The organism is Saccharospirillaceae bacterium (assembly GCA_022448365.1).
In the GTDB taxonomy this organism is placed as follows: domain Bacteria; phylum Pseudomonadota; class Gammaproteobacteria; order Pseudomonadales; family Oceanobacteraceae; genus Bacterioplanoides.
In genome coordinates this window covers 26,665-46,735 of record JAKVCS010000006.1, presented here as the reverse complement: position 1 = coordinate 46,735, position 20,071 = coordinate 26,665, and the positions used below count along the sequence as shown (strand labels likewise).

The 20,071-nt window shown below is 48.0% G+C and carries 19 protein-coding genes; 11 read left to right on the top strand and 8 right to left on the bottom strand.

Annotated elements, in window-relative coordinates; translation table 11 throughout:
• Window positions 1–2 precede the first annotated feature (2 nt).
• Genes MK185_15965 through MK185_15935 form a run of 7 tightly spaced genes read left to right on the top strand, consistent with a single transcriptional unit; the run spans window position 3 to window position 9,712 of the window.
• Complete coding sequence (locus tag MK185_15965) at window positions 3–1,883, top strand: hypothetical protein (GenBank protein MCH2042127.1); 1,881 nt, start codon at window positions 3–5, stop codon at window positions 1,881–1,883.
• Window positions 1,858–3,762 (top strand): hypothetical protein, encoded by a 1,905-nt coding sequence (locus MK185_15960; GenBank protein MCH2042126.1) that lies wholly within the window; start codon window positions 1,858–1,860, stop codon window positions 3,760–3,762. The genes MK185_15965 and MK185_15960 overlap by 26 nt, the downstream gene beginning before the upstream one ends.
• Before the next feature lie 16 nt (window positions 3,763–3,778).
• Window positions 3,779–5,029: an AMP-binding protein gene (locus MK185_15955; GenBank protein MCH2042125.1), complete on the top strand. Its 1,251-nt coding sequence runs from the start codon at window positions 3,779–3,781 to the stop codon at window positions 5,027–5,029.
• Between the two features lie 48 nt (window positions 5,030–5,077).
• The gene (locus MK185_15950) at window positions 5,078–6,373 is read left to right on the top strand and encodes a DUF6005 family protein (GenBank protein ID MCH2042124.1); all 1,296 of its coding nucleotides are present in this window, start codon (window positions 5,078–5,080) and stop codon (window positions 6,371–6,373) included.
• Window positions 6,370–7,239 (top strand): sugar phosphate isomerase/epimerase, encoded by an 870-nt coding sequence (locus MK185_15945; protein MCH2042123.1) that lies wholly within the window; start codon window positions 6,370–6,372, stop codon window positions 7,237–7,239. Before MK185_15950 ends, MK185_15945 begins: the two co-directional genes overlap by 4 nt.
• Before the next feature lie 33 nt (window positions 7,240–7,272).
• Window positions 7,273–8,418, top strand: a complete 1,146-nt coding sequence (gene nspC / locus MK185_15940; protein ID MCH2042122.1) for a carboxynorspermidine decarboxylase — start codon at window positions 7,273–7,275, stop codon at window positions 8,416–8,418.
• Between the two features lie 31 nt (window positions 8,419–8,449).
• A complete protein-coding gene (locus tag MK185_15935) occupies window positions 8,450–9,712 on the top strand; it encodes a saccharopine dehydrogenase family protein (GenBank protein MCH2042121.1) in 1,263 nt (420 codons plus the stop codon).
• A gap of 234 nt (window positions 9,713–9,946) precedes the next feature.
• Here the strand turns inward: MK185_15935 and MK185_15930 are convergent, their stop codons facing one another.
• From MK185_15930 to gshB, 8 genes are all read right to left on the bottom strand, one after another.
• On the bottom strand, window positions 9,947–10,390 hold the full coding sequence (locus MK185_15930; protein ID MCH2042120.1) for a pseudoazurin: 444 nt from the start codon (window positions 10,388–10,390) through the stop codon (window positions 9,947–9,949).
• A 170-nt stretch (window positions 10,391–10,560) separates the two neighbouring features.
• The gene (locus MK185_15925) at window positions 10,561–11,823 is read right to left on the bottom strand and encodes a dihydroorotase (GenBank protein MCH2042119.1); all 1,263 of its coding nucleotides are present in this window, start codon (window positions 11,821–11,823) and stop codon (window positions 10,561–10,563) included.
• The gene (locus tag MK185_15920) at window positions 11,823–12,815 is read right to left on the bottom strand and encodes an aspartate carbamoyltransferase catalytic subunit (GenBank protein ID MCH2042118.1); all 993 of its coding nucleotides are present in this window, start codon (window positions 12,813–12,815) and stop codon (window positions 11,823–11,825) included. The genes MK185_15925 and MK185_15920 overlap by 1 nt, the downstream gene beginning before the upstream one ends.
• A 12-nt stretch (window positions 12,816–12,827) precedes the next feature.
• On the bottom strand, window positions 12,828–13,334 hold the full coding sequence (gene pyrR, locus MK185_15915) for a bifunctional pyr operon transcriptional regulator/uracil phosphoribosyltransferase PyrR (GenBank protein ID MCH2042117.1): 507 nt from the start codon (window positions 13,332–13,334) through the stop codon (window positions 12,828–12,830).
• Window positions 13,335–13,423: 89 nt separating this feature from the next.
• Entirely contained in the window at window positions 13,424–13,870 is a 447-nt protein-coding gene (ruvX, locus tag MK185_15910) for a Holliday junction resolvase RuvX (GenBank protein MCH2042116.1), read from the bottom strand.
• Window positions 13,870–14,427 (bottom strand): YqgE/AlgH family protein, encoded by a 558-nt coding sequence (locus tag MK185_15905; GenBank protein ID MCH2042115.1) that lies wholly within the window; start codon window positions 14,425–14,427, stop codon window positions 13,870–13,872. Before MK185_15905 ends, ruvX begins: the two co-directional genes overlap by 1 nt.
• A gap of 12 nt (window positions 14,428–14,439) precedes the next feature.
• The gene (locus tag MK185_15900) at window positions 14,440–15,318 is read right to left on the bottom strand and encodes a TonB family protein (protein MCH2042114.1); all 879 of its coding nucleotides are present in this window, start codon (window positions 15,316–15,318) and stop codon (window positions 14,440–14,442) included.
• A gap of 116 nt (window positions 15,319–15,434) precedes the next feature.
• A complete protein-coding gene (gene gshB, locus MK185_15895; protein ID MCH2042113.1) occupies window positions 15,435–16,379 on the bottom strand; it encodes a glutathione synthase in 945 nt (314 codons plus the stop codon).
• 220 nt (window positions 16,380–16,599) lie between these two features.
• On the opposite strand from gshB, the gene pilG reads away from it, so the two are divergent.
• From pilG to MK185_15875, 4 genes are all read left to right on the top strand, one after another.
• Complete coding sequence (pilG, locus tag MK185_15890; protein ID MCH2042112.1) at window positions 16,600–16,983, top strand: twitching motility response regulator PilG; 384 nt, start codon at window positions 16,600–16,602, stop codon at window positions 16,981–16,983.
• Window positions 16,984–17,016: 33 nt separating this feature from the next.
• Window positions 17,017–17,382 carry a twitching motility response regulator PilH gene (gene pilH, locus MK185_15885; protein MCH2042111.1) on the top strand — a complete coding sequence of 122 codons (366 nt, stop codon included), beginning with the start codon at window positions 17,017–17,019 and terminating at the stop codon, window positions 17,380–17,382.
• A 1-nt stretch (window position 17,383) separates the two neighbouring features.
• Window positions 17,384–17,908: a chemotaxis protein CheW gene (locus tag MK185_15880; GenBank protein MCH2042110.1), complete on the top strand. Its 525-nt coding sequence runs from the start codon at window positions 17,384–17,386 to the stop codon at window positions 17,906–17,908.
• Window positions 17,909–18,007: 99 nt separating this feature from the next.
• Window positions 18,008–20,062, top strand: coding sequence for a methyl-accepting chemotaxis protein (locus MK185_15875; protein ID MCH2042109.1), 2,055 nt, complete (start codon window positions 18,008–18,010; stop codon window positions 20,060–20,062).
• Window positions 20,063–20,071: the final 9 nt, after the last annotated feature.

Sequence of the window (20,071 nt, the reverse complement as noted above, 5' to 3'; positions counted from 1 at the left end):
CTATGAAATTTGCAGCAAGCACGATTGCTGAATACGCCTCCTTTAACGCATTTGTGAATGCGTATTTGCGCGAAATTGACTCTGGTGTCTGGAGTGACAGCAAGCAGTTCTTACTCTGTTCCGACTTTCCTTTCGACCTTAAAGGAAATCAGGTCGTTGAATTGTTCTTATCGGATAGCCATCAACGGGTTGTCATGGATGTTGCCTATAAATCGAAAGTAGGTAGGCATCATTTTCACGGTGTGTATGTTCGCACGGATTTTTCTGGTGAGGGCTGTAGTTGCTGGCAAAACGCCGATCTGATGTATCTGTTGATTGCTTTTACCCGTCAGATTTATAAACGCCAGAATGATATTTCGGTGGCAGCTGTTGAGGCTGACGATTCGGTCAAGCTAAATGAGATGGAATTACTGGGCCGGTTGCTGGGCAGTTATCAGGCAATGGCGCATTTTCTCAATGAGCGTGCCGGAGATGTGTCATTACATAGTACCGACTTCATTGAATCCGAGCAGTCCATCTTATATGGCCACTGGTTACATCCAACGCCCAAGAGTCAGCAGGGGATTGCATTCTGGCAGCAGGGTTTGTATTCGCCAGAATTATGTGGTCGTTTTAAGCTGCATTATTTTTCTGCAGATCAGTCACTGATCAAACAAGGTTCGTCGCTAACCGAAAAGACCAGCGACATTATTCATTCGGAAGTGAGTCGTTACGATCAGCTGGATCTGCGTCCAGGGCATGTACTGATTCCGGTGCATCCGCTTCAGGCCCATAACCTATTAACTCAGAGTTGGGTTAAAGGTCTGATTAACCAGGGAGCTCTCGAATATCTGGGTGAAACCGGTGCTGAATATACTGCAACGTCATCGGTGCGAACCGTATTTAATGAATCATCTGAGTGGATGGTTAAGCTATCAATCCCGGTGAAAATAACCAACTCGTTACGCTTGAATAAGCGCCGGGAATTAGAGGATGGCATGGTCGTAGAGCGCTACCTGCATCACATTGGCTTTCTAAAAAATAATCCGCAATTTAAAGTTGTCGATGACCCGGCCTATATCACGATTAATCATCCTGATAATCATGAGGCTGACTCCGGTTTTGAGGTGGTACTGCGCCGCAATCTGTTTGCGAATGATAAAGGCAGGGGCGTGTGTTCAGTTTTGACATTAGCACAGGATCCGATACCAGATGCTAATGGGTCTGAGGGTACAAGTTTATTAAAAGATTTAGTGTCCGGGCTGGCTGAAAAAGAGTGTCGTTCAGAAGAACAGGTGGCATTGGATTGGTTTGATCGATACTGGCACTGTGCCGTTGAATCTATTTTGTCATTGTATGACGGCTATGGCATTGCATTGGAGGCCCATCAGCAAAATAGCCTCCTGGATGTTTCTGAGGGGTATCCCAGCTGTTATTACTATCGTGACAATCAGGGTTTCTATTTGTCGGAGCATTTTAAGGAGGAACTGGCGGATGTGGGAGCTAATCTGCGGCTGACCAATATTTTCTATGATGATGAAAAAATCTTTACCGCTATCTCCTACTACGTATTCGTCAATCAATTATTTGCAGTGATCTATCGCCTCGGGGCGGATGGTTTACTAGATGAAGAGACTCTGATTGATCGTTGTCGTCAGCATCTGTCTGCTTTGCAGGCCAATATGCAAGGGGTGGGGAAACGCTTCATTGACTACATCCTCACCAGCGAACGACTGGATTTTAAAACTAACTTGTTAGCCCGCGTTAATAATATCGACGAGTTACAGGAAGGAATGGAGCACGCCGTGTATTCGACAATCGAAAACCCGCTGTTCTCAACATCTGATTTTCACAAAAGTTTCGCCACAGGAAATAAGGATGGACGCAGTGCAGTCTATAGCTGATTTCGATACGCAAAAAATTCTTGCCCGGGTTGCAGAGCAGTTTTGCGAGGACCATGCTCCCTATATTGAGGCACCTGCGAAAGCAGATGCTGAAGAGCAGCGTGTAATCCGCCAGTTTGTTGAAGCATTGTTGTATGAAGAAATCGTTAGTTTTCAGGTTGATAGCCGAGCCATGCTGGAAAATGAATACTGCAACTTCGACGCAGTATTCGACAGCATATATACCTTTACTTTATCCGGTACTGAATTTCGCTGTTTGGGTGCACGCCGTATTTTTGAACGCATTCGCATTGCAGATGGGTCAATCGAAATTGCCGATAATAACCATTATCGAGAAGTGCGTATTCAGGAGTTAATCGCGCAGCTGGATACCGGTTCGGATACTAAAATGCGTTTGCTTGGTGAGCTGATGCAAACAATTGCTTTGTGTCGTTGGAATACCAATCATTTAGACCATCATCTGAAGCCGCGGCGTCAGCTGAATTTTGCTGAGCTGGAAGCGGCGATTACCGAAGGCCATTTATATCATCCAAGTTTTAAAGCTCGTACCGGCTTTACGTTAATGGACCATATTCAGTATGGACCAGAAGCGGCGAATACCTTTCAGCTGAATTGGCTGGCGATCAAATCCAGTAACGTTGAACGTAATTTCCCGGCTGACGATAACGCTTTTTGGGTAAATGAACTGGGAGAAGAGATATTTTCTGTTCTGACACAACGATTGGCAAAGCATGGAAAAGACTGGAGTGAATTTTCACTGGTTCCTATTCATCCGTGGCAAGTCGATGCGATTAAAGGACGTGGACTTGCTCGGGCCATCGGTTGTGGTGACATTATCGAATTAGGTCAGGCCGGCGATTGTTACCAGGCGACGCAATCGTTACGTACGTTAGTGAATGTCAGTCATCCGCAAAAGGCTAACGTTAAAATTCCACTGAATCTGGTCAGTACGTCATCACACCGGAATTTGCAGGATCATTTTGTCTGTACGGCTCCCACTATTTCAATCTGGCTACAGGAGGTGGTGAAGAAAGACGAATATCTGGAGCAGCAGGATAATTTATTATTATTGAGTGAATACGCCGGATTACTCTATAAGCCGGAAGATGCAGAGCTGGCGAAAGCCATGGATGGTTTAATTGGCGCTATCTTCCGCGAAAGCGTAGTGGATAAATTACAGCCCGGTGAAAAAGCCATTCCTTTTACCGCTTTGATGCTGGTCGAGGCGGATAACCGTCCGTTTATTGCCGACTGGCTGGATCAGTACGGTGTCGAGGCCTGGGTGAACCGTCTGATGGAAGTCATGCTGGTTCCGATCTGGCACATGCTGGTGCATAACGGTATTGCCTTTGAAGCACATTGCCAGAATCTGATTCTGACCCATAAAGATGGCTGGCCACAACGCATTGTTCTGCGCGATTTCCATGAAGACATGGAATACGTCGAAGATTATCTGAAGTATCCGGAGCATACGCCCAAGCTAGCCGAAACCGATCCGTATTTTAATACGATTCCACTGGATGAAGGTTTCAGTATGTCGGACATCGATGAGTTACGTGAACTGTATATGGATACGGTTTATGTCCTGAATCTGGCTGATTTATCTTTCTTGTTAGAGCGTTACCAGCAATACCCGGAAGGAAAATTCTGGAATCGCGTAGGTCATTACCTCGAGCAATACCGACAGTCTGGTATTACCCAACCTGAACGTATTGATCGTGTCGGCGCAACCAGTAAACGCATCATCGTTGAATCCCTGCTGAAGAAAAAAATACTCAATGGTGGCACGCTGGACTATTTCGAGCATACGGTGAATAACCCGCTGGCAGCAGTCATCACAGAAAAAACAACACAGCAACTTGAAAACCAAACCAGCTGATTGCTGAAAAGATATTATGATTTATTTAAACGACGATTATTTCGATCAAACCTATTTCGAACATTGCTTCAGCAATTTCAGTCAGCACGATATTCTCGGTAGCTGCCAAGGTAAGCGTATTACGGTGTGTATCAGTGACGCCGCCTTGTGGATTGCACTTTGCCTGTATTGTCGTGATCAGGGGATTTCAGTCTTCCCATTGCCAGCAGGCACGCCGGAAGAGGCGTTGCATCGTCGTGCAAAACTCAGTAATAGCCATTATCAGGTGATGGCAGACAATATGGATGATCTGCTGAATAACATCGAGACCATTGGAGATCACCCGAGCGATAGTGTTGCGGTATTGGTACAGATGAGTTCCGGCACCACCGGAGAGCCTAAGTGTATTGACCGTAGCTGGACCAGCATCGATATCGAGTTGGAAAATTATATTCAGCACTTCTCGGATCTGGCTGAAATGACGGCTGTGGTTGCCTGCCCGGTTAACCATTCTTACGGTTTAATTTGTGGCATTCTCGCCAGTATTAAGCGCGCTTCTGAGCCGGTCATTATTACCAACTTTAATCCAAAGTATATTATCCGGAAGGTGCAGGAAACCACGTCTCCGATTTTATATTCATCACCGGCGTTAATTACCACCATCACCATGATGGTAAAGGCCGATCAACCGATTCACGCCATCATGACCTCCGGCACCCTGATGCAGGCCAGCTGGCTGGAACAGGCCGAGAAAAAATGTGTGAACCTGTATCAGCAATATGGCTGCTCTGAAGTGGGATGCATTGCATTGGGTGGAAATCTGCGGTCGATTCATGATCAGGGCGTACCACTGCCACATATTCGTGTTCAGTCTGGCAGCTCGGAAGACAGCCCGGAAGAAATTGTTGTGACTACTGAATCGAACAATATTGTGGCAACCCGTGATCTGGGTTATCTCGATGAAGATAACCGCCTGCACTTCCTCTCCCGTATCGATGAAATGATTAATGTGTCTGGTCTGAATGTTTATCCCGCTGAAGTCGAAAAAGTGGTGATGGAGATGCCGGGTGTCAACGATGCGGTGGTATTTAAAAAGAGCCATGCGTTTGGCAATGACCAGGTTTGTTTGCAGTTTGTCGCAGACGTCGAAGTACCCACTGAGGATATTCGTAGCTGGTGTGCCAGATATTTAAACAAATATCAGGTCCCGATCCAGATTACCCAGGTAGAAAACATTGACCGGCTTCCTAACGGTAAAGTCAGTCGCAAGGCATTGGCATTGGCCTGAACGCGCTGATGCATTTGAGTGAAGAAAAAAATCAGAATCAAAAAGTTTATGATGACTAAAGAACAGATTGTTGAAGCCATATTTAAAGTACTGAGCGAAAATATGGCGCATCCGAATATGGATAAGTTTCACAGTGATGCGCGCCTGTTAGAAGACTTGGCGCTGGACTCATCCATGGTGCTGCAGATGTTAATGTTGCTTGAAGTTGAGCATGAGATTGCCATCGACGAAAGCGCACTGATGAATGAAGACTTTGAAACCGTTCGTGCTGTTGCCGATACTTTGTATAAGGGCCAGAACCTCCCAAAGTATGAAAAGGGTCTTGAAGTCTATGAAGACGTCAAGATCCACTGCGTCGCCAGTAATTTAGCAGAAATCGTAAAACGTTTTCCCGAACTGGATCACCGTATTCTTTACTTTGCGGTGTCTGATGCCAATGCCTGTATCAACGATCGTTATGTACTGACTTACCACGACGAAAATATTAATCACGATATTTTCTTTGATTGGTACGAGCACTTATACGGCATGCCAATCCATGCCTGGTATGACAAGCAGGCCAGTAAAGAAGACAACCTGGCCAAGCTTGAAAACCTGGTAGAAAACCGCCAGCCAGATCAACACATTATGGTCATGCTGGATATGTTCCATCTGCCCGAGCGAGAGAACGAATTTAATAAAGATCCGTTTCCTCATTACGTCATGTTGGGTCCAACCAATAATCCTGATCTGTGGTTTATGTACGATCCGGACTATCGCTGGGAAGGTGTGTTCAGAAAAGATCGCATTCTTAATGCTGTTTCTCAGCCAACCGTTTCCGGTGGCTATTTGTTCTCTGAAGTGGGGGCTCGTCCGACTCCGGCGGAAGCAGTGAATGCCTTTTTTGAAGCGTCGGTAGTGCGCGATGCAAACCCGGTTACCGATATGATTCGTGAGATTATTCAGGCCCATATCCGTGGTAAAGATAAAAACGGTGAACCACTACCACTGGATAATCTGATTAAAGCAGTGGAAGAAATACCAGTGATGTCCCCGCGAAAATATGCGTATGAACATGGCTTTGCATTTTTCTGGCGCGAGCTGGGTTTACCTGAACCTGAGTTTGATGACTGGTGCGATGTGATTGATGAGCTGGCAAAGAATTATAAGTTAATCCAGTTTAATGCCATGAAATTATCAGTAACAAAAAATGAAGCCTTCGGTGATAAATTATTCCAGTTACTTGATCAGCAAGATGAGAGGGAATTCAGGCTTAAAAAACGTTTAATTGAAGTGAAAGATATCTGGGCAGAAAAGGTGCTTAAGTCGTCTGACGCTCAGCAATTAGAAAGGGTTTCCCAGTGAAATATTCCGTTTGCACTATCTCCTTCCGTCATCAGTTGATCTCGTTGGAACGTATCGCTAATTGGGCCAAATCTCATCAGTTTGATGCGATTGAATTGTGGGGAGTACACGCCAAAAACCTGCGTCAGTCTCCAGACTTTAATCTGGAATGTCTGGCTGAGCGAGGTCTGTCAGTTTCCATGGTGAGTGACTATCTGCCATTAGATGGTGATCTGCAGAATGGTATCGCCAGTGCCGAAACCTTATGCACGATAACCCGTTCTTGGGGGGCGAATAAATTACGGACATTCTCTGGTGGCAAAGCCAGTGCTGATGTGAACGAAGAGGAGCGTGCAGTGTATACCGCCCGACTTCGTCAATATTGTCAGGTAGCTCAGGATTATGGCATCGATCTGGTGGTTGAAACGCATCCCAATACCCTGGCGGATACGCTGGACTCGACGTTGAGATTAATTGAAGAAGTTAATCATCCAGCGCTGCGTATTAACTTCGACGTTATTCATGTCTGGGAAATGGGCAGTGACCCGGTATACGCATTGGAAAAGCTGGCACCGCTGATTGTGCATATGCATTTTAAGAATATCACTCAGCGTAATCTTTTAAACGTATTCAATCCAGGCAATGTTTATGCACCCGCGGGAAGTCGTGAGGGAATGACATCGCTGTTTACTGGTGAGTATGACTTCAGGAAGCTACTCACCTATGTCATGACAGAATCCACGATACCGTGGCAGAACATGGATGCCTCATTGGAATGGTTTGGTCCGGATGTGTTTGCAACCCTGGATAAAGACCGCAAAGAGCTCGCCAGTTTGGAGTCTCAATTTATCAAACAGTCGCAATCAGAAACTGTCGCTCTGGTGTAGTAGCCAGTGTCATACGCGGACTAAGGATTAAAAATGAAAGTCAGTACCCCTTATTACCTGATTGATGAAACCCGTATGTTAAAAGCGATGGAGCGTATCGCTTACGTACGTGAACAAAGCGGTGCTAAAAGTGTGCTCGCCCTTAAGTGTTTCTCCAGTTGGTGTGTTTTCGATTTTATGAAGCAGTACATGGCTGGAACGACCAGCAGCAGCTTATATGAAGCACGACTGGGTCGCGAAAAGTTCGGTGGCGAAACTCACGGTTACAGCGTTGCTTACGGCGACGACGAAATTGAAGAGGTTATCGAATACTGCGATAAAGTTATTTTTAACTCACTGAATCAGTTGGAAAGATTTAAAGAAAAAGCACAGCAGAAAAGCCGTTCAATAGGTTTACGCCTGAATCCGGAAGTGGGTCATTCTGAGTACGACCTAAGCGATACCGTAGCCAAATATTCACGTTTAGGTGTACGTCATGACTTACTACCGGAAAACATCACGGATGTGATTGATGGCGCGATGCTTCACATGAATTGTGAAAACGCCGATTTTAATAGTCTTAATCAGCAGCTCGATAATATCGAACAGCGCTTCTCTGATATTTTACCTCAGCTTAAATGGTTGAGTCTGGGTGGGGGTGTTGCATTCACTCGTGATGGTTATCTGCTGGATCAACTGTGTGAACGCTTAAAGCAATTAGCCGAACGATATGACCTGCAGGTTTATTTGGAGCCTGGTGAAGCGTCCGTTACTCAGTCCACATCGCTGGTCGTTAAAGTTCTGGATAAAGTTGACAACCAATTGCCCACCTTAATTGTTGATGCTGGTGTCGAAACACACTTACTGGATGTGCTGGTATATCAGTTTGTACCAGCTCTCGATGGCGCCAAAGAAATCGCAGAAGACGAAATATCGCAAGCACTCAAGCAGGGAAAATTTGTCTATCGCGTTTGTGGTCGCACCTGTCTGGCAGGCGATGTTTTTGGAACTTATGTCTTTGATCAGGCAATTGAGATTGGTGATGAACTCAGGTTCTCAGATGTTGCCGGATACTCCATGGTGAAGAAAAACTTCTTCAATGGCATCAAGATGCCTGCCATTTGCCACAAGAATATCAACGGTGAGACCCGTGTTATTCGCGAGTTTGATTACGAAGATTTCCGAGACTTTTTGTCTTAACCGTTTTCCTAATATTTGGGGGGAATAAGTTATGAAAAAGAACGTACTTATTATTGGTGCAGGAGCCGTTGGTGCCGTCGTTGCTCATAAATGCGCGCAAAGCAGTGATGTATTTGCGTCGGTTTGTCTGGCTTCTAAAAATATCGCCAAATGTGATGCCATCATTGCTGCAGTAAACAGAAAGAATCATCACCCACATGCGGACTTCTCGTTATTCAGCCGCGAGGTGAACGCATACAATGTGAATGATCTGGTGGATTTAATTCGCGATACGGACACCCACATTGTTATTAACGTGTGTACCGCGTTCGTGAATATGAATATTCTCGATGCCTGTTTAGAAACCGGTACAGCCTATATCGATACTGCGGTTCACGAAGATTATAGTGTGATGAATGCGCCTTATCCCTGGTATGCAAATTATGAGTGGAAAAAGCGCGAGTTGTGTAAGGAAAAAGGGGTCACCGCAATTCTGGGGAGTGGTTTTGATCCAGGTGTGGTTAACGCTTATTGCGCATATGCTCAAAAGCACGAATTTGATTCAATCGAAAGTATCGACATCATGGATGTGAACGATGGCGACCATGGCCATTTCTTCTCAACCAATTTCGATCCGGAAATTAACCTGCGTGAAATTATCGAAGATGCCAGCTGTCTGGAAGATGGCCAATGGCGCACTTATCCGCACCATAGTCGCTCAATGGAATACAACTTTCCGGAAGTCGGTGAACACAAACTGTACCTGATGGGGCATGATGAAGTGCATTCTTTATCGCTGAACATTCCTGATGTTAAAACCGTACGTTTCTGGATGGGGTTTGGAGAGCATTACCTGAATTGTCTGGAAGTTTTCGAAAAAGTGGGCTTACTGAACCACGAAACTGTGACCACCAGTCATGGCCAGGAGGTTGTACCGCTGCACGTGTTAAAAGCGTGTTTGCCAGACCCTGCAAGCCTGGCGCCGAGATACAATGGTAAAACCTGTATCGGCACGTTAATTAAAGGCACGCGCGATGGCAAAGATAAGGAAGTATTCGTTTACAATATTTGCGATCACGAAGAGACGTATGCCGATATCGATTCACAAGCCATTGCTTTCACTGCCGGCGTCCCACCGGTTGCTGCTGCAAAACTGATTGCCTCTGGTGAGTGGGATGTGAAAACCATGGCAAATGTCGAGGAGCTGGATCCGATTCCATTCTTCGAACGTTTGGCTGAAATGGGGCTATCTACCGAAGTTTGTAATCTGGATGCGGGTGAAGATAGCGCCGAGAGTCGTGTTCTTTACGCCTGATCGGTTTCGCTCGATCAATCTTTGCTTTGGACGTCATTAACTAACGGATTGTTTTTTGTTAATGGCGTACAAAGAAATGGCTTGGTCGAGTAGTCACAAGCGTTTCACACCCATATCAATGGCGCGTACGCAGACCTGTTTGATCGTCAAAATGGTACGCTGGAATCAGCGGGTTTGAAGTGATATCTGGTGAAAGACCTGATGCCAGGGCGGCATCAGGTTTCTACGGCGCTTTTACTTGGCTTGGGCCAGGTATTTATCCAATCGATCCTTACTCATAACGAAGGTCGCGCTGAGCGCTTTGGAGTCGGCTTTCACTTTTTCCAGGTTAGTGGCATTGCCAGCTTGAATAACGCCAACCATGGCCATCATGGCGTGAGGCAGGCACTTATACACATAAACGCCTTCTTTATCGATGGTGACTGTGGTCTTCTGGCCAAAACCACCTTTCCAGCCTTTCGCGCCTGCTGGTACCAGATTAGCAATGGACTCAGAGTTATGGCCCTGGTCGGTCGGTTCAAATGTTACGGTATCGCCCACGGCAACTTTCAGGAAGCCTGGTTCAAATACCATGGTGCCATCTGCACCCATATTCTTCATTTGTACGACGTGGTCAGCGGACCAGGCGTTAGCAGCCAGTGTGGTTAAGGCGATCGCAAAAAGGGAACTCAGTTTCATGTCTTACTCCTGTTGTGAAGTTATAAATGTACTGATTTATGGGTTGTTTGCAAATGATAATTGCTATTGTTTGTTCCTGCCGTGGTGACTTCAGTATAGCATTGGATTTGGCAAAGAAACGGACCTCGAAATCCGGTTCCGCTCCCTTACTGAGTGCTCATGCCAACAACCTAAAGTACTCGGGCACCACTCACAAATAAAGCTTCAACTTTGCCGGTCAATTCCTCGTCAGTACATGGGATATTACTGCCTTTGGACTCCAACTGCGACAAATCAGTTGTGGCACTTGCATTGACCAGTACCGCACTGAAGAAATTGCCCTCGGCTAAGCCAACATGATCCTTGCCAATGATCTGTGCAGGAATCTGGCTGGTCGCTTTCACGAAGGCATGCCAGTCCAGTTCCTCTGCGGCGATTAACTTCAGCGCCAGTGGCAGGAAACAGTCGAACATACTCATACCGGGTTCTGCGTCTGAGAACGGCGCTTTTTTCGCTGCAATCTCATGCGGGCGATGATTGGAGGAAATAGCCAGCTCACCATTATTAACGGCTGCTAACAAGGACTGGCGATCACATTCGCTACGTAACACCGGCAATACATTAAACTGGCTGTTATAGCCGTTTACCGCCTCATCGGTGTAAACCAGATTGGCCAGAGGCACATCGGCGGTAACGCGAATACCGTTATCACGTGCCTGTTGAAGCATTCGGACACTGCGGGCAGAGCTGATCTGACTGATGTGCAGCTGTACTCCGGTTTGTTCCGCCATCAGTAAAATTTGTGACAGGGCAATGGTCTCTGCTGTCTCGGCAATACCATCAAGACCCATGCGAGTCGCAGTTGGGCCGGCATGCATACAGCCATCAGCTAATGTGGTGTCGTTGGCACTGAGAAATAAGCGGATATTGTAGGTAGCCGCGTATTCCATTACTCGTTGTAAAACGTAACTGTCTTTAATGGGCTTACGGGCGTTAGAGAGCGCCGGGCATCCTGCTTCGGTCAGGCTGAACATATTGGCCAGTTGTGTACCTTCCAGGCCTTGTGTCGCAGCACCTAGAGGTAATACCTCGGCGTAACCCGCCTGTGCCGCTTTTTCCTGAATTAATTGCACAACGGCCGGGCTGTCGGTAACTGGCTTGGTATCTGGCAGGGCGCATATATGTGTAAAACCGGAGCGCGCAGCGGCTTTGGTTTCCGTGGCAATGGAACCTTTCTGGGTGAAACCCGGTTCAGCCAGGTGGGCGCCAAGATCGATTAATCCTGGCAATAAAATCTTATTATTTCCGTCTATGCTGGTTTCAATTTCGCCCGCCGCGGGTTTGTGGTCAATCGCCTGAATTTTGCCATCAGCAACATAGATGTCAGCAATTTTATCAACACCATTGGCCGGGTCGAGCAGGCGTGCGCCTTCAATTAAGCAATAACGCATCATTAAGCCTCCTCATATTCATTGCTGCTGGCTTGTTGCTGACCACTCATGGCCATCGCCATCACTGCCATGCGTACCGCAATGCCATAACTTACCTGATTTAAAATCACCGATTGATTCCCATCGGCTACGGCCGATTCAATTTCAACGCCACGGTTTATCGGCCCAGGATGCATAACAATTGCGTCTGGTTTTGCCAGCAATAATTTTTGTTCAGTTAAACCGTATAATTTAAAAAATTCGCCCTCACTCGGCAGTAAAGCATTTTGCATTCGTTCTTTTTGTAAACGCAGCATGATGATGACGTCACAGTCTTTTAAACCATCTTCCATTCGATAAAACGGTTTGGCACCCAGTGCGTCGATATCATTCGGGAGTAACGTCCCAGGACCAATTACACGAACTTCAGCTGCACCTAATGTGCGCAATGCGTGAATTTGTGATCGCGCAACACGGGAATGCAGAATATCGCCAACAATTGCGACAACCTTACCCTCGATACTTTGTTTGTGACGACGAATGGTCAACATGTCCAGCATCGCTTGTGTCGGATGTGCGTGGCGACCATCACCGGCATTAATAATCGCTACGTTGGGTGTCACATGTTCTGCGATAAAGTGGGCTGCGCCAGAGTCAGCATGCCGTACAACGAACATATCCGAATACATTGCCTCCAAATTCCACAGCGTATCCATCAGGGTTTCCCCTTTGGATGTGGCAGACTTGGAAATATCCAGATTTAAAATGTCGGCGGATAAACGTTTTGCCGCCAGCTCAAATGTAGAGCGGGTGCGGGTACTGTTTTCAAAAAACAGATTCACTACGGTTTTACCCCGCAGTAACGGTACCTTTTTAACGGAACGCTCCTGAGTGCTGATAAATGAATCAGCGGTATCAAGAATTTCTGTTAATAATTCTTTGCTTAAGCCTTCGGTCGTTAAAAAGTGCTTTAGGCGGCTATCTTCGGTCAGCTGCACCTGATGAGGCGAGTTCATTAGTTATAATCCTCAGGCTAGAGACAGGGTTAAGGGTTCCGGGCCGGACAGCTTCACCAGCTGACCGTCGGATAGTTCCAGGCTGGCGCCACAAAGATCAGGCTGAATCGGTAGTTCACGTCGGCCTATATCCAATAAGCAGACCAGCTGGATACTGGCAGGGCGGCCGTAATCAAACAGCTCATTCATGGCTGCACGAATCGTACGACCGCTCATCACCACATCATCGACCAGGATAATATGGCGATTTTCGATGCTGTCAGGGAGTTCGGAGCCTTTGACCTGGGGATGTAAGCCGTGACGGGTAAAGTCATCGCGATAAAAACTGATATCCAGTACACCAATATTTTCCTGCAGTTTCAGATGTTGGTGTAAGCGTTCAGCGACCCATACGCCGCCCGTACGGATACCGATTATCAGAGGATTTTCGATCTGTCGCTGAGCCAGCAGAGTGTGCAGACGATCACCTAACTCTTGGCAGGTTTTTTCACAATCCTGCAGGGCTGGAGGAAGGCTCATAATTTCTCCTGGAAAACTAACATACCTGCAAGGCAGGCTGTGATTAAAACGTTAAAAACAAATTGCCGCGATTAAAATGGTATTAAAACTCAGTCGCGCGGATGCTCGGTCATCCAGCTTTGCAAAATTAATTGAGCGGCCAAACCATCAACTGAATTTGCACCAAAATCACGGTCGCCACCCTGATCGATTACCATGCCTTTGGCTTCGAAACTGGTCAGGCGTTCGTCCTGAGTATAGGCAGGACGATGAAAACGACCTTCTAACCGCCGGGCAAATTTGGCCGCGCGGTTGCTCATATCGGACGGTGTGCCATCCATGTTTAATGGCAGTCCCACAACAAATGCATCGGGTTGCCATTCGTTGATAATCTTTTGCAGGTTGTCCCAGTTCGGGATGCCGTCTTTGGCTTTGACTGGATCAAGTGGGCCTGCTGTTTCTGTCACTCGCTGACCGGTAGCAATGCCAATGCGCTGAGTACCAAAATCAAACCCCATTAATGTCTGAATCTTATTGGTAATAGCAACGCCAGACATTACGCGTGCCCCGCATCAGAGCTGAGAAATTCGGGATTGATACCCAATTGATTCAAGGCGCTGCGGTAAAGATCTTCTGGCTGAGTTGCGAATAATAATTCGCTGCTGGCTTCAACCGTCAGCCAGGAATTCTGTTTTAGCTCCTCGTCCAGTTGTTGTGCATCCCAGCCTGCATAGCCCAGCGCCATTCGGTAATTCTGCGGACCATCACCGGCGGCAATGGCTTTCAGGATATCTTTTGACGACGTCAGGTGAGCCTCTTCCTCAACGTTCAGGGTTGAGTCCCATTGGCCTTGCTGACGATGAAGTATAAAGCCGTGCTCCCTGCTTACCGGTCCGCCCGCCAGGATAGCCGGATCAATTCCGGGCAGGCGATCAATGTCCAATTGTTGGCAAATATCGTCGAGAGAAACTTTTAATGGCTTGTTTAAGACCAGACCCATTGCCCCCTCTTCATTATGTTCGCACAAATAGGTGACGGTGCCCTCAAACCAGGAGTCTCCCAGCTGTGGCATGGCGATAAGGAGGTGATTTTTTAAGCTTTGCAATTGTTGCATGAGAATCTTTTATCAACCCGCATCCGACAGATAACGGTTGCCTTTAAATTGCCAGGTACGAATGATTTCCAGGCGGTCGGTATTTTTGCGCATTTCTGCGGTGAAGGGCGCGAATGGAGCTGACTGGCGAACAATCCGCAGTGCGGCATCATCCAGAACTTTACGACCCGAAGATTCCAGTACCCGCAGTTCGTATATGGTGCCGTTTGGATTGATCGCCACTAACAAACGTAAGCGGCAGTCATTGAAGCAGTTTTCAGCTTCTCGCGGGTAATTACGAGCTCCGTTATCTTCAATGCGGCGTCGCCACGAATTTACATAATAAGCATCGTTGGCTTTCATGGTGGAAGCGGCGGTTAAGCGCTGAATACGTGGCTGCTTGGCATACAGTTGGCGTTGACTATCGAGCTTGGCTTCGAGGCTGGCAATCTCGAGGCTGCGTTGTAGCAAGGTTTTTTGTGGGCCATCAGGCAGATCAGCCGGGTTGGGCGGGATGTCGCTGTTTTTCAGTTGCGTTTTGAACCGGCTTTCTCCAATGGTTGATACCTGACGTTGCTGCGCTTCAGGGAGTCTGGGTGCGGTTGCCTGTTGTTCCTGTGGCGATGTCTCGTTGACTTGATTGGCATGAAAATTCGCTTCCATATCCGTGGTCAGCATTTTCGCCTCGTCCAGTGTGCCGCTACCTTGCTGGTTTTCCTGTGCAATAAAATCGGCTTTATCGGGTGTGGTATCACTTTTATAAGTAGCTAACGTGACTTCAAGTGTTTTTGACAGGCTGGTTTGATCGGTGGCAGAGAAGCTGATTCCGAGAATCAGCAATGCATGAATCACCAGCGCCAGAAACAGGGCGAATGACAGGCGGTCGGTACTGGTAACAGCAGCGGCAGACATGCGGAAATAACAGCCTCAAAAAAGCAGGTTGAATGCGACTGCAAGTCTGCGCTTATCAACGAAATTTGTCCACTGCCGAAGCGGCTGAGGAAGCAAATTGCGATAACACTGGTTGGCTAAAGTTTCGCCAGTAAGGTATCAATTAACAGACCGGCTACGTCAATGCCGGAGTCGCGGCTGATTTCGCGCACACAGGTCGGGCTGGTCACATTAATCTCAGTCAGCGAGTTGCCAATCACATCCAGTCCGACAAAGTAGAGTCCTTTTTGTTTCAGGATCGGACCCACTTTTTCTGCGATGGCGCGGTTTTCATCGCTCAATGGTTGAGTGACTCCGGTGCCGCCAGCCGCGATGTTTCCGCGGGTTTCTCCTTTGGCCGGAATTCGTGCCAGGGTGTAAGGGACCGGCTCACCATCAATCATCAGAATGCGCTTATCACCATCAACAATTTCGGGGATAAAACGCTGCGCCATAATTTGCTGTTGACCATGATTGGTCAGGGTTTCAATGATGACGGATACGTTTGGATCGTCCTGTTTGAGGCGGAAAATGGAGGAGCCGCCCATGCCATCGAGTGGTTTAAAGATGACGTCGCCGTGGTCTTTATGGAATTTCTTCAACAGTTCTGCGCTGCGACTGACCAGTGTTGGTGTCATTAAATCCGGGAATGCCGTGGCGAAAACTTTTTCGTTGCAATCACGCAGGCTTTGCGGGTTGTTGGCAATTAATACCCCAGCTTCTTCGGCGCGCTCCAGAATGTATGTGGAATAGATGAATTCGCTGTCAAATGGCGGATCTTTGCGCATCAGGATAATGTTCAGGTCAGACAAGGGGCGGTGCTGGTACTCCGCCATGTTGTACCAGTTATCTGGATTCATCTCGACGGTCAGTGCCGCCATGCGACCCATGGCAACGCCGTTTTCGATGTAAAGATCGGACTGCTCCATGTAAAACAGCTCACAGCCTTTTTGCTGAGCGGCGTTGAGCAACGCCAGTGAGGTATCCTTCTTAAACGCAATCTGTGAAATCGGGTCCATCACTACACCGAGTTTGATGCTCATAGAGTCTCCGTTGAATGAAAATAGATCAGATGTGCAGAGTGTAACTGATTGGCTATCCCAGTGGCGCAACAGATTTAAACAGGATTCTCGCGCAGTATTGACGATTTGGCCGCTAGCCTGGGGCACCTAAGTATGATACAAAAGTGCGCAATGGCGTCTCTGCGGTCGAAAGACAGTCGCTCAATAAAATACAAAGAAATGGATGGTTAAAGGCCTCCCTATGGACGATAACTTTCAGAATGTAAAAGTCATGGTCATCGACGACAGTAAAACCATTCGTCGTACGGCTGAGACTCTGCTCAAAAAAGTTGGCTGCGAAGTGATCACTGCTACCGATGGCTTTGATGCGCTTGCAAAAATTGCCGACACACATCCAGACATCATTTTTGTCGATATTATGATGCCTCGTCTGGACGGTTACCAAACCTGTGCCTTGATTAAAAATAACTCTAAATTCAAGTCAACCCCGGTCATTATGTTGTCCAGTAAAGACGGCTTATTTGATAAAGCGAAAGGTCGTATCGTGGGTTCCGATGAGTACCTGACCAAGCCTTTCAGTAAAGAAGAGCTGCTGGGTTCGATTCGCCAGTACGTCAAATCCTGAGCCCGAGTAAACAGAATTTAAGAGGAAATAGGCATGGCCCGAATCCTGGTTGTTGATGATTCCCCGACCGAAACAGAAGCATTCCGTGTAATGTTAGAAAAAAATGGTCACGAAGTATTAAGCGCAGAAAATGGTGCAGATGGTGTTGCTGTCGCCCGTCAGGAAAAGCCTGACGTGGTGTTAATGGATATTGTGATGCCTGGTCTGAATGGTTTTCAGGCAACCCGCCAATTAACAAAAGATGCTGAAACTCAGCATATTCCGGTGATTATTGTGACCACCAAAGATCAGGAAACTGATCGTGTGTGGGGTAAGCGCCAGGGTGCCAGTGGCTATCTGGTTAAGCCAGTAGTAGAAGCGACCTTGCTGTCAGAGATCGCTTCGGTCATGGCAGGCTGATATGCATCCGTTTGCTCAGCTGGTCGATATTGCCGAACGCAGCCGTTCAAACGCTTCAGCTCTGCCGCAGCAGGTAGAGCTGGTTGCATACTGGCGTGGCGTCGGCTTTATGTTGGCCGGGCAGCACTTTGCCGCTGACATGTCGGAAGTTGCTGAAATTCTGCAGCCTCCCCGTTTGACCCGTGTGCCCGGCGTTCGCAGTTGGGTGCTGGGTGTAGCGAATGTCCGTGGTCGATTGGTTCCTGTCATGGATCTGGCCGGCCTCTTAGGGTTGCCATCCAAGGCTAATTGGCGCAGTCGGCGTGTGCTGGTTGTTGAGCATGGTGATCATATGATCGGTCTGCTGGTCGATGCCGTATTGGGTATGCAGCAATTTGCTGAGGACCGCCAATTACAGCCAACTGAGCTGGAACCGGAATTTGAAAAGTTTGTGTCGCGCGCTTATGAGCGTGATGGCAAAACCTGGCCCATTTTTCAGTTGCTGGATTTAGTGCATGCGCCTGAATTCCTGCAGATAGCCGTTTGAATTTTATACATTGCGTCGAGCCAAATTCTGCTTGTCGCGATGACTAATGATAAGTAGCCGCAAGGCGAAACTTGAAAGAGTGAGTGTGGAGAGGAACGCATGAGCGAAAACACAGGAAGCGTCTTGTCGACGGTCTTCAGAAACCGTATTAACGGTGTTCTGGCGGGGCTGCTGTTCTTATTCCTGGGTGTCTTTATTGCTATTACGGTGTATGTGAATGCCTTAGCAAATCGGGACGACCAGTATATTGAACACGCGGGTGAGTTGCGGGTACTGTCGCAGGAACTGGCAAAAAACGCGGTTGAGGCGGCTGGCGGCAAAGAAGAAGCCTTCGGTCAGCTCCGCTCAGCACGTGATAATTTTGACCAGCGCTGGGGTTATCTTACCCGTGGTAACCCAGCTACCGGATTGGACCCTGCAGAAGTCGCCTCCATGACCGATGTACAGGGTATCTGGATCTCGGTAAAAGGCAACGCTGACCAGATTCTCACTGCCCAGGACATCATTATCTCTCTGCACGAAGTTGCCGATACACTTGCGGAAACGATTCCTCAACTGCAGGTGGAATATGATGAAATTGTAGAGATTCTGCTCGACAACGGTGCGCCTGCCGACCAGGTTGCGGTTGCTCAGCGTCAGTCTTGGCTGGCGGAACGTATCGTACGATCGGTGAACAAGGTACTCGCTGGTGGCGAGGACGCGGTAATGGCAGCAGACGCCTTTGGTCGGGATGCTTCGTTGTTCGGTCGGGTACTGAACGGCATGATTCAGGGCAATGTCGCCATGAATATCTCCCAGGTAACGGATGAAGAAGCGATCTATGCCCTGGCCGAGGTTGCAGAGCTGTTTGAGTTCGTATCCGGTTCGGTTGATGAGATTCTTGAGACCTCTCCGGAACTCTTTCAGGTGCGGGAAGCATCCGACAGCATTTTCGCAGATTCACGTACGTTGCTTGACCAGACGTCTCAGCTGACAACCAGCATTCAGTCGGACACTGGCGAAAGAGCATTGATGCAGATCGTTGGTTATATTTCTGCGCTGTTAGCAATCGTGATGATGATTGCCTTTGGTGTGGTTTCTTACCGTGAAACACGTCGTGACCTGGATGAAACAGCCAACAAAAATGAAGCGAACCAGATGGCGATTTTGCGTCTGCTGGATGAAATTGCTGACCTTGCAGACGGTGACCTAACAGCCTCAGCAACGGTGACGGAAGACTTCACCGGTGCGATCGCTGACTCCATTAACTACGCCATCGACCAGATGCGCTCGTTGGTATCTGCGATTAACGAAACAGCGGTACAGGTATCATCCGCTGCTCAGGAAACCCAGGCGACAGCAATGCACTTGGCGGAAGCATCGGAGCACCAGGCACAGGAAATTGCCGGAGCATCCGCCGCGATCAACGAAATGGCGGTGTCGATTGACCAGGTATCGGCTAACGCCTCGGAATCTTCCGCGGTTGCGGAGCGATCGGTTGCGATCGCGAACAAAGGCGCCGAAGTCGTACAGGCAACGATCAACGGCATGGATAACATCCGTGAGCAGATTCAGGAAACATCTAAGCGTATTAAACGTCTGGGTGAATCCTCGCAGGAGATTGGTGACATCATCTCCCTGATTACCGATATCGCCGACCAAACCAACATCCTATCGCTTAACGCCGCTATTCAGGCATCGATGGCGGGTGACGCCGGTCGGGGCTTCGCGGTAGTTGCGGATGAGGTACAGCGTCTGGCGGAACGTTCTGCAGCAGCAACGAAGCAGATTGAGGCGCTGGTTAAAACGATTCAGAACGATACCAATGAAGCGGTAATCTCGATGGAAACTACCACTTCAGAGGTGGTACGTGGTGCTCGCCTTGCACAGGATGCGGGTGTTGCCCTGGAAGAGATTGAGAACGTATCGAAAAACCTGGCGGAATTGATTCAGAACATTTCCAACGCCGCACGTCAGCAGGCTTCTTCTGCGGGTCATATTTCCAACACGATGAACGTTATTCAGGAAATTACCTCGCAGACTTCGGCTGGTACTACCGCGACGGCGAAGTCGATTGGTAACCTTGCAGAAATGGCCAACAAACTGCGTGAATCGGTGGCGGGCTTTAAGCTGCCTGAAAATGAACTGGAGCTGGACGAGCAGCAGGTTTTGTAGCCTGCTGAA

Coding starts and splice junctions, on each gene's coding strand:
- MK185_15965 (MCH2042127.1), top strand. CDS start 3: ATGAAATTTGCAGCAAGCACGATTGCTGAATACGCCTCCTTTAACGCA.
- MK185_15960 (MCH2042126.1), top strand. CDS start 1,858: ATGGACGCAGTGCAGTCTATAGCTGATTTCGATACGCAAAAAATTCTT.
- MK185_15955 (MCH2042125.1), top strand. CDS start 3,779: ATGATTTATTTAAACGACGATTATTTCGATCAAACCTATTTCGAACAT.
- MK185_15950 (MCH2042124.1), top strand. CDS start 5,078: ATGATGACTAAAGAACAGATTGTTGAAGCCATATTTAAAGTACTGAGC.
- nspC (MCH2042122.1), top strand. CDS start 7,273: ATGAAAGTCAGTACCCCTTATTACCTGATTGATGAAACCCGTATGTTA.
- MK185_15935 (MCH2042121.1), top strand. CDS start 8,450: ATGAAAAAGAACGTACTTATTATTGGTGCAGGAGCCGTTGGTGCCGTC.
- MK185_15930 (MCH2042120.1), bottom strand. CDS start 10,390: ATGAAACTGAGTTCCCTTTTTGCGATCGCCTTAACCACACTGGCTGCT.
- MK185_15925 (MCH2042119.1), bottom strand. CDS start 11,823: ATGATGCGTTATTGCTTAATTGAAGGCGCACGCCTGCTCGACCCGGCC.
- MK185_15920 (MCH2042118.1), bottom strand. CDS start 12,815: ATGAACTCGCCTCATCAGGTGCAGCTGACCGAAGATAGCCGCCTAAAG.
- pyrR (MCH2042117.1), bottom strand. CDS start 13,334: ATGAGCCTTCCTCCAGCCCTGCAGGATTGTGAAAAAACCTGCCAAGAG.
- ruvX (MCH2042116.1), bottom strand. CDS start 13,870: ATGTCTGGCGTTGCTATTACCAATAAGATTCAGACATTAATGGGGTTT.
- MK185_15905 (MCH2042115.1), bottom strand. CDS start 14,427: ATGCAACAATTGCAAAGCTTAAAAAATCACCTCCTTATCGCCATGCCA.
- MK185_15900 (MCH2042114.1), bottom strand. CDS start 15,318: ATGTCTGCCGCTGCTGTTACCAGTACCGACCGCCTGTCATTCGCCCTG.
- gshB (MCH2042113.1), bottom strand. CDS start 16,379: ATGAGCATCAAACTCGGTGTAGTGATGGACCCGATTTCACAGATTGCG.
- pilG (MCH2042112.1), top strand. CDS start 16,600: ATGGACGATAACTTTCAGAATGTAAAAGTCATGGTCATCGACGACAGT.
- pilH (MCH2042111.1), top strand. CDS start 17,017: ATGGCCCGAATCCTGGTTGTTGATGATTCCCCGACCGAAACAGAAGCA.
- MK185_15880 (MCH2042110.1), top strand. CDS start 17,384: ATGCATCCGTTTGCTCAGCTGGTCGATATTGCCGAACGCAGCCGTTCA.
- MK185_15875 (MCH2042109.1), top strand. CDS start 18,008: ATGAGCGAAAACACAGGAAGCGTCTTGTCGACGGTCTTCAGAAACCGT.